At 63.0% G+C, this 13,891-nt stretch carries 12 protein-coding genes; 7 read left to right on the top strand and 5 right to left on the bottom strand.

Annotation, left to right across the window (positions count from 1 at the left end; genetic code table 11):
• Positions 1-142: 142 nt before the first annotated feature.
• The 4 genes from BT199_RS01530 (at position 143) to BT199_RS01520 (ending at position 5,404) form a co-directional block, all read left to right on the top strand.
• Complete coding sequence (locus BT199_RS01530; protein WP_014719300.1) at positions 143-1,432, top strand: M18 family aminopeptidase; 1,290 nt, start codon at positions 143-145, stop codon at positions 1,430-1,432.
• A 194-nt stretch (positions 1,433-1,626) separates the two neighbouring features.
• Positions 1,627-1,803 carry a hypothetical protein gene (locus BT199_RS27155; RefSeq protein ID WP_175556185.1) on the top strand — a complete coding sequence of 59 codons (177 nt, stop codon included), beginning with the start codon at positions 1,627-1,629 and terminating at the stop codon, positions 1,801-1,803.
• A 72-nt stretch (positions 1,804-1,875) separates the two neighbouring features.
• Complete coding sequence (locus BT199_RS01525) at positions 1,876-4,041, top strand: mechanosensitive ion channel family protein (RefSeq protein WP_019818612.1); 2,166 nt, start codon at positions 1,876-1,878, stop codon at positions 4,039-4,041.
• Between the two features lie 16 nt (positions 4,042-4,057).
• Positions 4,058-5,404: an amidohydrolase gene (locus tag BT199_RS01520; RefSeq protein WP_054896340.1), complete on the top strand. Its 1,347-nt coding sequence runs from the start codon at positions 4,058-4,060 to the stop codon at positions 5,402-5,404.
• A 109-nt stretch (positions 5,405-5,513) separates the two neighbouring features.
• Here the strand turns inward: BT199_RS01520 and BT199_RS01515 are convergent, their stop codons facing one another.
• From BT199_RS01515 to BT199_RS01495, 5 genes are all read right to left on the bottom strand, one after another.
• A complete protein-coding gene (locus BT199_RS01515) occupies positions 5,514-5,738 on the bottom strand; it encodes an MbtH family protein (protein ID WP_003192847.1) in 225 nt (74 codons plus the stop codon).
• A gap of 82 nt (positions 5,739-5,820) precedes the next feature.
• Complete coding sequence (locus BT199_RS01510; RefSeq protein ID WP_072433721.1) at positions 5,821-7,221, bottom strand: aspartate aminotransferase family protein; 1,401 nt, start codon at positions 7,219-7,221, stop codon at positions 5,821-5,823.
• A gap of 260 nt (positions 7,222-7,481) precedes the next feature.
• Positions 7,482-8,255 (bottom strand): N-acetylmuramoyl-L-alanine amidase, encoded by a 774-nt coding sequence (locus BT199_RS01505; RefSeq protein WP_072433720.1) that lies wholly within the window; start codon positions 8,253-8,255, stop codon positions 7,482-7,484.
• 122 nt (positions 8,256-8,377) lie between these two features.
• A complete protein-coding gene (locus BT199_RS01500) occupies positions 8,378-9,697 on the bottom strand; it encodes an ATP-binding protein (RefSeq protein WP_003192853.1) in 1,320 nt (439 codons plus the stop codon).
• On the bottom strand, positions 9,697-10,377 hold the full coding sequence (locus BT199_RS01495) for a response regulator (protein WP_014719307.1): 681 nt from the start codon (positions 10,375-10,377) through the stop codon (positions 9,697-9,699). Before BT199_RS01495 ends, BT199_RS01500 begins: the two co-directional genes overlap by 1 nt.
• A gap of 175 nt (positions 10,378-10,552) precedes the next feature.
• On the opposite strand from BT199_RS01495, the gene dsbD reads away from it, so the two are divergent.
• From dsbD to dsbG, 3 genes are read left to right on the top strand one after another with little or no spacing between them, the layout of a single operon-like run.
• Positions 10,553-12,280: a protein-disulfide reductase DsbD gene (dsbD, locus tag BT199_RS01490; RefSeq protein WP_072433719.1), complete on the top strand. Its 1,728-nt coding sequence runs from the start codon at positions 10,553-10,555 to the stop codon at positions 12,278-12,280.
• Positions 12,280-13,125, top strand: a complete 846-nt coding sequence (locus BT199_RS01485; protein WP_072433718.1) for a TlpA disulfide reductase family protein — start codon at positions 12,280-12,282, stop codon at positions 13,123-13,125. The genes dsbD and BT199_RS01485 overlap by 1 nt, the downstream gene beginning before the upstream one ends.
• Entirely contained in the window at positions 13,101-13,862 is a 762-nt protein-coding gene (dsbG, locus tag BT199_RS01480; protein WP_020302229.1) for a thiol:disulfide interchange protein DsbG, read from the top strand. Before BT199_RS01485 ends, dsbG begins: the two co-directional genes overlap by 25 nt.
• The last annotated feature ends 29 nt before the right edge of the window (positions 13,863-13,891 follow it).

Raw genomic sequence — 13,891 nt, 5'->3', positions numbered from 1 at the left:
AGCCAATACATCTGGCACAGAAAGACCGCTATCGCAGGCAAGCCAGCTCCCACAGGGTTTGATGTGGTTCTCGGCCATGCACGCTCACTCCAAATATCTGGCCAATACGGTAAACTCTCGCCACTGCTGTCTGGAGCTATTTATGCGCGAAGCGTTGAATCAAGGCCTGATCGACTTCCTCAAGGCCTCCCCTACTCCTTTTCATGCCACTGCCGCCCTGGCCCAGCGCCTGGAAGCCGCCGGCTACCAGCGTCTCGACGAGCGCGACACCTGGGCCACCGAGGCCAACGGTCGCTACTACGTGACCCGCAACGATTCCTCGATCATCGCCTTCAAGCTCGGCCGCCAATCGCCGCTGCAGGACGGTATCCGCATGGTCGGCGCCCACACCGACAGCCCGTGCCTGCGGGTCAAGCCCCAGCCGGAGCTGCAACGCCACGGCTTCTGGCAACTGGGTGTGGAAGTCTACGGCGGCGCGCTGCTGGCGCCCTGGTTCGACCGCGACCTGTCCCTGGCCGGGCGTGTCACCTTCCGTCGCGATGGCAAGGTCGAGAGCCAACTGATCGACTTCAAGCTGCCGATCGCTATCATTCCCAACCTGGCCATTCACCTCAACCGTGAAGCCAACCAGGGCTGGGCGATCAATGCCCAGACCGAGCTGCCGCCGATCCTGGCGCAGTTTGCCGGTGACGAACGCGTGGACTTTCGCGCCGTGCTCACCGAACAGTTGGCTCGCGAGCATGGGTTGAATGCCGATGTGGTGCTCGACTACGAGCTGAGTTTCTACGACACCCAAAGTGCTGCCGTGATCGGCCTCAATGGCGACTTCATTGCCGGTGCACGCCTGGACAACCTGCTGTCGTGCTACGCCGGCTTGCAAGCCTTGCTCTCCAGCGACACCGATGAAACCTGCGTGCTGGTGTGCAACGACCACGAAGAAGTCGGCTCCTGCTCGGCCTGCGGTGCCGATGGCCCGATGCTGGAACAGACCCTGCGTCGCCTGCTGCCCGAAGGTGAAGAATTCGTACGCACCATTCAGAAATCCCTGCTGGTGTCGGCAGACAACGCCCACGGCGTGCACCCCAACTACGCCGACAAACACGACGCCAACCACGGCCCGAAACTCAACGCCGGCCCGGTGATCAAGGTCAACAGCAACCAGCGCTACGCCACCAACAGCGAAACCGCCGGGTTCTTCCGCCACCTGTGCATGGCCCAGGAAGTGCCGGTGCAAAGCTTCGTGGTGCGCAGCGACATGGGCTGTGGTTCGACCATCGGCCCCATCACTGCCAGCCACCTGGGCGTGCGCACGGTGGACATCGGCTTGCCGACCTTTGCCATGCACTCGATCCGCGAGCTGTGCGGCAGCCATGACCTGGCGCATCTGGTCAAGGTGCTGGGGGCGTTCTACGCCAGCCGCGATTTACCCTGATTGCGCACTGTGGGAGCGGGCTTGCTCGCGAATGCGGTGTGCCAGTCACTGAATCTGTTGGCTGATGTACCGCATTCGCGAGCAAGCCCGCTCCCACATTTAACGCTGAGTACACCTGACCTGAATCATCTGCAACTTTTATAATCCGGCCTAGACTTGTCAGAACTTCCAGTCCGACAAGGCCGCCCCTCGCCATGATCTCAATGTCCTCATTCCACGCCATGCTGATCCCCATCCTGATCGGCATGATCATGCTCACGGTCGGCTTCAACTTTCGCGACAAGCCTCTGGGCGTGTTTGGCATGTGGATCGGCATGCTGTTGATCCTCGGCACCGTGCTCTACAAGATCCTCGCCAAACTGGCGCAGTGACAAATGCGCTCGCATTGGGCATAGCGGCCTCGTACACTCGGTCAATTCGTCGTTTTCAAGGTTGACCGCCTCGTGCTTTCCCGTCTGTTTGCCCTGCCCTGCTACCTGCTGATCGCCCTGCTCACGCTGCTGCCAGTGATGCCCGCCCAAGCCGTGGGCTTGCCCGGGATGCTGGGCGGCTCCAGCAAGACCCAACCCCAGGCCGAAGTGCCCTTGGGGCAGTCGCTGGACGAAGTGATCAAGACCCTGGAAAACGACCAGCAACGCACCCAGTTGCTCAGCGACCTGAAGAAGCTGCGCGCCGCCACACAAAAGGCCCAGCCCGCCGCCGAACTCGGCGTACTCGGGTTGATCGGCAGTACGCTGTCGGGCTTTGAGCAGCAGTTTTCCGGCGCCGACAGCCCGTTGGGGCGCTGGTCCAATGAAGTCGACCTGGCCAAGGATGAACTCGCCGCCCTGATGTTGCCGGCCAGCGAATGGCTGCCGATCATCTTCGGTTTTGCTGTGATCCTGGCTGTGTGGAGCCTGCTGGCCGCTGCGCTGATCTGGCTCAGCCATCGGGTGCGCGAGCGTTTCGGCCTGCCCGAAGAGCTGCCGCAGCACCCGCGCACTTGGGACATGCTGCGCTTTGCCCTGCGCAAGCTGGGCCCCTGGTTGATTGCCCTGGTGATCACGGTTTACCTGAGCTACGCCCTGCCTTCCTCCCTGGGCAAATCCCTGGCCATGGTGCTGGCCTATGCCTTGGTGGTCGGCACCTGTTTCTCGGCCATCTGCGTGATTGCCTTCTCCGTACTCGACGGCCCGCACCGCCACCGCGCCCTGTATATCCTGCGCCATCAGGCGTTCCGCCCGCTGTGGTGGATCGGCAGCTTTGCCGCCTTCGGTGAAGCCTTGAGCGACCCGCGCCTGGTTGCCGCGCTCGGCCAGCATCTGGCCCACACCGCCGCGACCGTAGCCAATGTCATGGCGGCGTTGTCCACCGGGGTGTTTATCCTGCGGTTCCGCCGTCCGATTGCGCACCTGATCCGCAACCAACCGCTGTCGCGCCGCCTCAACCGCCGAGCGCTCACCGATACCCTGTCGATCATCGGCACCTTCTGGTACATCCCGGCTCTTCTGCTGGTGGGCATCTCACTGTTCGCCACCTTCCTGTCGGCCGGCGACACCAGCACCGCCCTGCGCCAGTCGCTGCTGTGCACGGTGTTGCTGGTGTTGTGCATGGTGATCAACGGCCTGGTGCGCCGCCACGCCCTCAAGCCGCACCGCGGGCACAAGCGCCATGCACTGTATTCCGAACGCCTCAAAGGCTTTGTCTACACCCTGGTGCACCTGGTGGTGTGGCTGGTATTTATCGAACTGGGGCTGCGGGTCTGGGGCCTGTCGATGATTCGCTTTACCGAAGGTGAAGGCCATGAAATAGCCGTGAAGCTGTTCGGCCTCGGGGGCACGTTGCTGTTTGCCTGGCTGATCTGGATCCTCAGCGACACCGCGATTCACCACGCCCTGACCCGCTCGCGCAAAGGCCTGGCCAACGCCCGCGCGCAAACCATGATGCCGTTGATCCGCAACGTGCTGTTCGTGACCATTTTCATCATCGCCGCCATCGTCGCCCTGGCGAACATGGGCATGAACGTCACGCCCTTGCTGGCCGGTGCGGGTGTGATCGGTATCGCCATCGGTTTTGGTGCACAGTCGCTGGTGGCGGACTTGATCACCGGCCTGTTCATCATCATCGAAGATTCCCTGGCCATCGATGACTACGTGGATGTGGGCGGCCACCTCGGCACGGTGGAAGGCCTGACCATCCGTACCGTGCGCCTGCGCGATATCGACGGCATCGTGCACACCATCCCGTTCAGCGAAATCAAGAGCATCAAGAACTACTCCCGCGAGTTCGGCTACGCCATCTTCCGGGTGGCGATCCCTTACAACATGGAAATCGACGACGCGATCAAACTGATGCGCGAGGTCGGCCATGCCATGCGCAACGACCCGCTGCAACGCCGCAATATCTGGTCGCCGCTGGAGATCCAGGGCGTGGAAAGCTTCGAGTCCGGCAGCGCGATCCTGCGCGCACGCTTCAAGACCGCGCCGATCAAGCAGTGGGAAGTGTCGCGGGCATTCAACCTGTCGCTCAAGCGGCACCTGGATGAAGCCGGGCTTGACCTGGCGACACCGCGCTTGAGCGTGCAGGTGCAGACTGCCGGGAGCGTGCAGGAGAAAGATCCACAACAATAGGCAAGGAGAGGTTGGTATGCGAATGAACGGTCTGACACACCAATGGGTTTTGGGTCTGCTCGGCGCGGTCGCGAGCAGTGCAGTGATCGCCGCCAGCAGCGGCCAGGACAGTGCCCGGGAAACCATTGCCGCCCAGGCAAAAATCCTCGAACCCAGCCTGTTGGAAACCCGCCGCGATATCCACGCCCATCCGGAACTGGGCAATACCGAAACCCGCACCGCCGAGTTGGTCGCCAAACAGTTGCGCGAACTCGGCCTTGAAGTAAAGACCGGGGTGGCCCGCACTGGCGTCGTCGCCATCTTGAAAGGTGCCCTGCCCGGCCCGACCGTGGCCCTGCGCGCCGACATGGATGCGCTGCCGGTCAAGGAAGTCGCCGACCTGCCCTTCGCCTCCAAAGCCAAGGGCACCTATCTGGGCAAAGAAGTCGACGTGATGCACGCCTGCGGCCACGACGCCCATACCGCTATCCTGCTGAGCACTGCGAAGATTCTTACCGGGATGCGCGAGCGGCTGCCCGGCACCGTGGTGTTTTATTTCCAACCGGCCGAAGAAGGCCCCAGCGATTTTATCCCCGACGGCAAGAACACCTGGGGCGCGAAGATGATGGTGCAGGAAGGCGTAATGAAAGCGCCCAAGCCTGACGCGGTGTTCGGCCTGCATGTGTGGGCCGGTGTGCCTGCCGGGCAAATCGCCTATCGCCCGGGCCCGACCCTGGCCAGTTCCGATGACCTGCGCATCAGGATCCTCGGCAAACAGACCCACGCCGGCCGCCCCTGGGACGGTATCGACCCGATCACCGTCGGCGCGCAGACCATTGTCGGCTTGCAGACCGTAGTCAGCCGCCGTACCGATATTTCGTCATTCCCCTCTGTGGTGAGCATCGGCACCATCAACGGTGGCACCCGCTATAACATCATCCCCGAGTCGGTGGACATGAGCGGCACCATTCGCTCCTACGACTACGGTATCCGCCAGAAGCTGCATGCAGACGTGCGTCAAACCGTAGAGAAAATCGCCGAAAGCGGTGGCGCCAAGGCCGAAGTGACGATCATCGAGAAGTACGACCCCACCATCAACAACCCGGCGCTGACCGAGAAAATGCTGCCGAGCCTGCGCTGGGCGGCTCAGGATGATGTGGTGCAAGGCCCGTTGGTGGGTGGCGCCGAAGACTTCTCATTCTATGCCAAGGAGGCGCCGGGGCTGTTTGTCTTCCTGGGGGTGACCCCAAGGGATCAGGACATGAGCAAGGCGGCGCCGAATCACAACCCTGGGTTCTTTGTGGATGAGTCGGCGTTGGTGGTGGGCGTGAGGACACTGGCGTCGTTGGCGACGGATTACCTCTACACCCACACCCCCCTGTAGGAGCGAGCTTGCTCGCGAAAAACTTCAGAACGCCGCGTTTATTCAGGGTAAACGCGGCGTTCTTGCGTTCTTCGCGAGCAAGCTCGCTCCTACAGTGTATTGGGGTGAATCAGTTGGCGAGGGCCGCGCCGTCCATTTTCTGGCGCAGGCTCAGCGGGCGCATATCGGTCCACACTTCCTCGATGTAGGCCAGGCATTCTTTCTTCATGCCGCTCTTGCCCACGGTGCGCCAGCCTTCCGGCACGGCCTTGTAGTCGGGCCAGATCGAATACTGTTCTTCATGGTTGACCACTACCTGAAAGAGGATGTCGTCGCGGTCAAATACTGAGGTCATTGCTGTTCTCCGTCGCTCAAAGGCTGGCTGCGCACCACGCGCAGCACTGATATCTGTAGAAACGTACCAAGGGCCTGGAAAATTACAGGCTGGCCACGGCCGCCGCCAAGGCGCGCCCGAAAATCTCAGCCACCTGGTCGACTTCGCCAGCGGTGATCACCAGCGGTGGCAGGAAACGCACCACACTGCCATGGCGCCCGCCCAGTTCCAGGATCAGCCCGCGCCTGAGGCATTCGCGCTGCACCAGCGGCGCCAACTGGCGATGCACCGGTGGGTGGCCCTGACTATCCGGCGTGCCAGTCGGGTCTACCAGCTCCACCCCCAGCATCAGCCCACGCCCACGGATATCCCCCAGGTGCGGGAAGTCGCGCTGCAGGATGCGCAGGTGTTCGCCCAGGCGCTCGCCCATGGTCGCCGCATGGCCTGCCAGGTCGTGATCCTTGAGGTAGCGCATCACCGCCGAGCCCGCCGCCATCGCCATCTGGTTGCCGCGGAAGGTCCCGGCATGGGCGCCCGGCAGCCAGGTGTCGAGCCAGTCGCGATACACCACCACCGCCAGCGGCAGGCTGCCGCCAATCGCCTTGGACATGACCACCACGTCCGGGATGATGCCCGCGTGTTCGAAGGCAAACATTTTGCCGGTACGCCCAAAACCGCTCTGGATCTCATCGACGATCAGCGCCACCCCCGCTTGCGCGGTGATACGGCGCAGGCCACGCAGCCAGTCGAGGTCCGCCGGGATCACACCGCCCTCACCCTGGACCACTTCGACAATCACCGCCGCTGGCAACAGCACGCCGGCTTCCGGGTCGTTGAGCAGGTTTTCCAGATAATGCAGGTTGACCCGCACACCTTCGGCGCCACCCAACCCAAACGGGCAACGGTAGTCATACGGGAATGGCAGGAATTGCACGCCATTGCCGAGCAAGGCGCCCAAGGGTTTCTTCGGCCCCAGGCTGCCCATCAAACTCAGCGCGCCCTGGCTCATGCCGTGATAGCCGCCCTGGAACGACAGCACGGTGCTGCGCCCGGTGGCAGTGCGCACCAGCTTCAACGCGGCTTCCACCGCATCGGTGCCGGTGGGGCCGCAGAACTGGATTTTCGCTTCTCGCGCCAGCTCCGAAGGCAGCAAACCGAACAGGTCCTGCACGAATTGATCCTTGACCGGCGTGGTCAGGTCCAGGGTGTGCAGGGGCAGTTCGTCGCTCAGCACTTGCTGGATGGCCTGGATCACCACCGGGTGGTTATGCCCCAGCGCCAGGGTTCCGGCGCCGGCCAGGCAATCGATGAACCGACGCCCCTCGACGTCCTCCACGTAGATCCCCTTGGCGCGCTTGAGCGCCAAGGGGATGCGCCTAGGGTAGCTGCGGGCGTTGGATTCCTGCTGGCGCTGGCGGGCCAGCAGCGGGCTTTCGTCAAACTGATAGAGCGTTTCCGCGGCCTGCACCGGGGCGTCTTCGATACGGCTGGTAGCGACTGACATCTCTGGATCCCTCAATACGCTGTTGATCGTGACCAAACTGCCGATCCGTTGGCGTCTGGCCCAAGGGCATGCGCACGGATTTCCTGTTGTGGAGACGCTTCAGGTGCACGGGGATTTAGGAAGTTGGTCGGATATTTACCGATTGTGGGGAGATTAAAATGTGGGAGCGGGCTTGCTCGCGAAGGCAGTGTGTCAGTCGCTGCATCGGTTACTGCACTACCGCTTTCGCAGGCAAGCCAGCTCCCACATTTGAACAGCGCTCAGCTCCGAAGCCCGCGGTATTTTTCATTCAGCGCATAAAGAATCGCGCAAGTCTCTGCATCCAGGAACCCACAATAATCCAGTGGCCGAAAGTGCATCTGGAACGCTCGGGTACGCTGCTCAAAGGCCTGGCGATTCTGCGCGGGCTTGTAGCCATACCGCTGAAACGCCCGCTCCACTTCCACTTCCGGCGGCAAGCCGAGACAAAAGCGGCGCTGGTACATCGCCCGGGTCGACTCATCAAACCAGGCCCCGATGCCGGCTTCATGCAGCACCCGCCACGGCAGCCGAGGCCCTGGGTCGCACTTGCGCCAGTAGGCCACGTCCGAATGCCCGAGCCAGTCAGTAGGGCCGACCTGCGGATAACGTTCCAGCAGGTCGCGAAGCAATTCAATCAATACATCAACCTGCGCTGGTGCATATTCAGGAAAGGTAAAGACGCCCGCGTCATCCCGCGCCAGGTTGACGATTTCAATGCCCATCGAGCGGCTGTTGAGGTCAGCCTTCCCCGCCCAATAGCTCACGCCTGCATGCCAGGCGCGCTGGCCCTCGTCCACCAGGCGAAACACCCGCAGTTCTTCATAACCGGCGGCGCGGTAGCTGGGTTCATCAGGGTCGGGCAGCAGATAGTGAGCGCTGACGCCATCTTGAGTGAGGGTGCGTAGCGAGGAAGCAAAGGGCGAAGCGGTGTAGTGCAAAACCACCTGTTGCACGGTTTCGCCGCGGCGGTCGTTGAAATCCCTGGCGGGGAAACTGGTGTCGATCACCAACATAAGAACGGTCCTTTTCAATTCAGGCCGACTCATTCGGCCCGTTCAAGCGCAAAAAAATTACCGCCATCCTGAAGGCTTGAGCCTCAGGCGGGCGGTAATTATTTGCCACGTGAAAAGTCAGTTCAGCGCCGCAATGGCATGCCCAGGTCGACCCGCATACCGTCGGGCTGGCTGTCAAAATGCAACGAGCAGGAGCAACGTTGCACAATCGCCTGGACAATCGCCAGGCCCAGGCCACAGCCTTCGCTGCTGCCATTGCGCCAGAAGCGTTGGGTGAGGTATTGCAGGTCTTCGCTGGAGATCTGCTGGCCATGGTCACGCACGCGGAACACCACGTTATCCGGGGTAGAAAACACCTGCAGTTCCACGCGAGTCTCGGCGGGGGTATGGCGCAAGGCGTTGTCCAGCAGGTTACGCAAGGCCGCGACGGCCAGGCCCACGGGCATTTCTACCGGAGCGTGGGAGAGATCCGGCGCCAGGATCAGATCGATACGGGAATTGTCACCGGCGTTGGCATCCTGGATCGCCAACCGGGCGACTTCCTCGGCACTCGATTGCAAGCCATCATCAAACGACAGGCTGCCTTCCACCCGCGCCAGCAACAACAGTTGCTCCAGGGTGCGATGCAAGCGGTCGGCGCCCTCCTCGGCGTGCGCCAGGGACTGGTCGCGGGCCGCGCCCTCGGTCATGCGCGCGACTTGCAGGTGGGTCTTGATCGCGGTCAACGGGCTGCGCAGTTCATGGGCGGCGTCACCGGTCAGGCGACGTTCGCGCTCGATGGTCTTGGCAATGCGCTGCAGCAGTTGGTTCTGGGTGTCGAGCAACGGCTTGAGTTCACTGGGCAGCGGGTGAATCTGCAAGGGTTCGAGGGAGTCGACACTGCGCCGCATCAGCGCGTCACGCATACGGTTGAGCGGCACCAGGCTCTGGCCGATGCCCAGCCACAGCAGGCACAGGCAGCCCAGCAACGCCACGCCGACCGGCACCGACGCCGCCAGCAGGATCGACAGGTTGAGGGCTTCGCGCTCCACCTGGCGGTCGGCGGTGGTGATCAGCAAATCGCCACGGGACAGGGTAAAACTGCGCCAGCCCACACCGTCGATGATCTGGTCGCGAAAACCGCTGCGGCGCGACTCCAGCCCTTCCTCCGGCGTGGTATGGCTACGCGCCAGGATCTCGCCGCGCAAGGAACTGACCTGGCAGGCCATGCCGCCCGGCACATTCAGTTGTTCGGTGCGCAAATGCGCGCCACCGCTGACGCTGGCCAGGCCCGGCATCTGCTCGGTGAGCCCGGCCACCATGCGCGCCGAAGCCACCAGGCGCTGGTCGAGGGAAAACATCATCTGGTTGCGCAAATCGTTGAGCATCCAGGCGGCCGCCAGCACCCAGATCAGCACAAAAGCGGCGCCCAGCTTGAACGTCAGGCGCAGGCGCAAGCTCATCACGGCGTGTTTTCTCCCCCATCAGCGGTGCCCAGGCGATAGCCCAGCCCCCTGACGGTTTCGACGATGCCATTGCCCAACTTGCGCCGCAGGTGGTGGATATGCACGTTGAGGGCGTTGCTTTCCAGTTCGTCGCTGAAGCCGTAGACGCTGTCCTTGAGCTGTTCGCTGGACAGTACGCGGCCCTTGTTGTGCAAAAGCGCCTGCAACAACGCCTGTTCACGCCGGGACAAATCTACCGGCTGGCCGCCGAGGAAGGTCTCGCGGCTGCTGGGGTCGTAGGCCAGGCGGCCATGTTCGATCAGATTGACGCTGCGTCCCGCCACACGGCGCAGCAGGGTTTGCAGGCGAGCAGCGAGTTCACGCAGGTCGAAGGGCTTGAGCAGGTAGTCGTCGGCGCCGGCTTGCAGGCCGTCGACGCGGTTGGTCACCGAGTCCCGCGCGGTGAGGATCAGCACCGGAATGTCCAACCCCTGGCTGCGCTGTTGTTGCAGCAGCTTGAGGCCGTCTTCGTCGGGCAGGCCAAGGTCGAGCACCATGATGTCGAAGGCCGCGGCCTTGAGCATCGCCCGCGCCGCCGAGGCCGTGGCCACGCGCTCCACGGTAAAGCCCTGGGCGGTCAGGCCGGCCACGATGCCACTGGCGATCAGTTCGTCGTCTTCACAGACCAGTACGTGCATGGTTAACCCTTCATAAAAGATGGCGCGATTAGAAAAGCCACGGATTAAGCGCGCATTATGCCGCTAAAGTTCGCAACACCGGATAATCCCTACGCTCTAGAATAGCGGCGGTTAATCATCGGTTAATCAACGCCACACATTGTGTGCCTCACTTGCATCGAACTAAGGCTTGACCATGCGGCATCTGTTTACCTTTCTGCTGGTGTTGTTCGCGGGATTCGCCCAGGCAGCGCCGGGCAGCCCCTTCGAAACCAAACCCGACTTCCTCCCGGTGGGCAAAGCCTTCGCCTTTACCTCCGAACGTCTTGAGAGCGGCGAAACCCAGCTGTTTTGGCAGATTGCCGACGGTTATTACCTGTACCAGCAACGCATGAAGTTCGACGGCCTGGCCGAAAAACCCGTGCTGCCCGAGGGTGAAGCCCATAGCGACGAGTTCTTTGGCGAGCAGCAAGTCTATCGCCAGGGCCTGGAGGTGAAGATCCCCGCCGGCACCACCGGCCAGGTCAAGCTCGGCTGGCAGGGCTGCGCCGATGCGGGTCTATGCTATCCGCCGCAGTCGATCACCGTGGACCTGGGCGGCAACCCGGCCGTCGCCGCCACCGCGCAAGCCCAGGACCAAAGCCTGGCCAGCGGCCTGCAACAGCGCAGCCTGGGGTGGAGCCTGCTGGTGTTCTTCGGCCTGGGCCTGCTGTTGGCGTTTGCGCCCTGCTCGTTGCCGATGCTGCCGATCCTCGCCGGCCTGGTGGTGGGCAGTGGCGCCAGCCCGCGCCGTGGCTTTGCCCTGGCCGGCAGTTACGTGGTGTGCATGGCGCTGGTGTATGCCGCCCTGGGGGTGATGGCCGCGTTGCTCGGCGCCAACCTGGCGGCGTTGCTGCAAACCCCGTGGATCCTTGGCAGCTTTGCGGCGTTGTTCGTGCTGCTCGCCCTGCCGATGTTCGGCTTCTTTGAACTGCAACTGCCCGCCTTCCTGCGCGACCGCCTCGATAACGTCAGCCGCCAGCAAAGCGGTGGCAGCCTGGTGGGTGCCGGTGTGCTCGGCGCATTGTCCGGCCTGCTGGTGGGGCCGTGCATGACCGCGCCCCTGGCCGGCGCCCTGTTGTATATCGCTCAAAGCGGCAATGCGCTGCACGGCGGCCTGATCTTGTTCGCCATGGGCATCGGTATCGGCATTCCGTTGTTGCTGTTGGTCACTGTGGGCAACCGCTTCCTGCCCAAGCCGGGTACCTGGATGAACGTGCTCAAGGGCATCTTCGGCTTCCTGTTCCTGGGCACCGCGGTGCTGATGATTCGCCCGGTAGTCGGCGACAGCCTGTGGATCGGCCTGTGGGGCGCCTTGGCGCTGGTGATGGCGTACTGCGGCTGGGCGCTGGCCCGTGAGTCCGGCCTGGCGGCCAAGGTATTCGGCGCCGGTTCCCTGGTGCTGGGCCTGTGGGGCGCGGTGCTGGTGGTGGGGGCGGCCGGTGGCAGCGATGAGCTGTGGCAACCCTTGAAGGTTTACAGCGGCTCAAAGGTCGCCGGTGCACCGAGCGCCCACGATGCCTTCACCACGATCAACGACCCGGCCGTACTGCAAAGCCAACTCGACAGCGCCAAGGCCCAGGGCCAGTGGGTGCTGTTGGACTATTACGCCGACTGGTGCGTGTCGTGCAAGATCATGGAAAAACAGGTGTTCGGCAAACCCGAGGTGATGGACGCGCTCAAAAACGTGCGCTTGCTGCGCCTGGACGTCACCGCCGACAACGCTGCCAGCCGCGAGCTGCTGGGCCGCTACAAAGTGCCAGGGCCACCGAGCTTCGTGTGGATCGGCCCGGACGGTGAAGAACGCCGCGCCCAACGCATCACCGGGGAAGTAGACGCCGCCGCCTTCCTGCAACGCTGGACCCAGACGCGGGACGCTCTCTGATGCTGACCCTTACCATCGGCACCTTCGCCATCGCCCTGAATCACCTGCTGCTGATCAGCGCGCTGATTCTCGCCACCCTGGTGGGCTGGCGCGTGGCCAAGCGCGGCGGCGAAAACCCGGAGTCGGTGCTGTTCAGCCTGTTCCTGCTGGGCCTGCTCGCCGCCCGGGTCAGTTTTGTGCTGATGTATTGGAGTTATTACAGCAACGACTGGGTGGAGATGGTCGACCTGCGTGACGGCGGCTTTCTCGCCTGGCCCGGGATCATCGCGCTGATCCTCGGCGCGCTGGCGTACGGCTGGCGTCGCCCGGCCCTTCGCAAGCCGCTCAGCGCCGGGGTGATCACCGGCCTGTTGTTCTGGGGCATGACCAGCCTGTCCCTGAGCCTGTACGAAAAAGGCACACGCCTGCCGGACATCACCCTGCGCAATGCCAATGGCGAGGTGGTGCAACTGGCGGATTATCAGGGCGGCCCCTTGGTGATCAACCTGTGGGCCACCTGGTGCCCGCCGTGCCGGCGCGAAATGCCCGTACTGGAAAACGCCCAGCGCATGCGCCCCGACGTGACCTTCCTGTTCGTCAACCAGGCCGAAAGCATGCAAAGCGTCAGCACCTACCTGGCCACCCAGGGCCTGACCCTGGACAACGTGCTGTTCGACGCCAGCGGCCGCCTCGGCCAGGCCGTGGGTTCCATGGCCTTGCCGACTACGCTGTTCTACCAAGCCGATGGGCGCCTGATCAACAGCCACCTGGGCGAACTCTCCGAAGCCAGCCTGGCTCGTGCCATGGAACCCTTCGACAACACCACAACAAGGAAACCGACATGCCTCGCCTCCGCCACCTGCTGACCCTGCTGCCTTTGACGCTAGCCGCTACGCTGGCCCAGGCCGAAGACCTGCCGGCCCCGATCAAACAGATCGAAGCCAAGGGTGCCAAGATCATCGGCAAATTCGATGCGCCCAGTGGCCTTACCGGCTACGCCGCCCAGTACCAGAACCGTGGCATGGCCTTGTACCTGACCGCCGACGGCAAGCACGTGATCGCCGGCAACCTGTACGACGCCCAGGGCAATGACCTGAGCACCGCGCCCCTGGAAAAACTGGTGTACGCGCCGATGGCCAAGGAAGTCTGGGCCAAGATGGAAAACAGCAGCTGGATCCAGGACGGCGACAAAAATGCCCCGCGCACCGTCTACCTGTTCAGCGACCCCAACTGCCCGTACTGCAACATGTTCTGGGAACAGGCGCGCCCGTGGGTGAAGGCCGGCAAGGTGCAGTTGCGCCACATCATGGTCGGCATCATCCGCGAAGACAGCCCAGGCAAATCCGCCGCCCTGCTCGCCGCCAAAGACCCGCAAAAAGCCCTGCAAGAACACGAAGCCGCCGGCAAGGGCAGCAAGCTCAAGGCGCTGGAAAAGATCCCGGCCGAGGTCGAGGCCAAGCTTGATGCCAATATGAAGCTGATGGATGAACTGGAGTTGTCGGCGACGCCGGCGATCTTCTATCTGGATGACAAGGGTGGGTTGCAGCAGCAGCAAGGGGCGCCTTCGCCGGATAAGTTAGTGAAAATTCTCGGACCAAAATAAGCGCCGCCATCGCGGGCGCCATCGCAGGC

It is taken from the genome of Pseudomonas sp. NFR02, from assembly GCF_900119375.1.
Classification (GTDB): domain Bacteria; phylum Pseudomonadota; class Gammaproteobacteria; order Pseudomonadales; family Pseudomonadaceae; genus Aquipseudomonas; species Aquipseudomonas paracarnis.
Note: the sequence above shows the minus strand (reverse complement) of the source record. Positions and strands in the feature narration are given on the sequence as shown.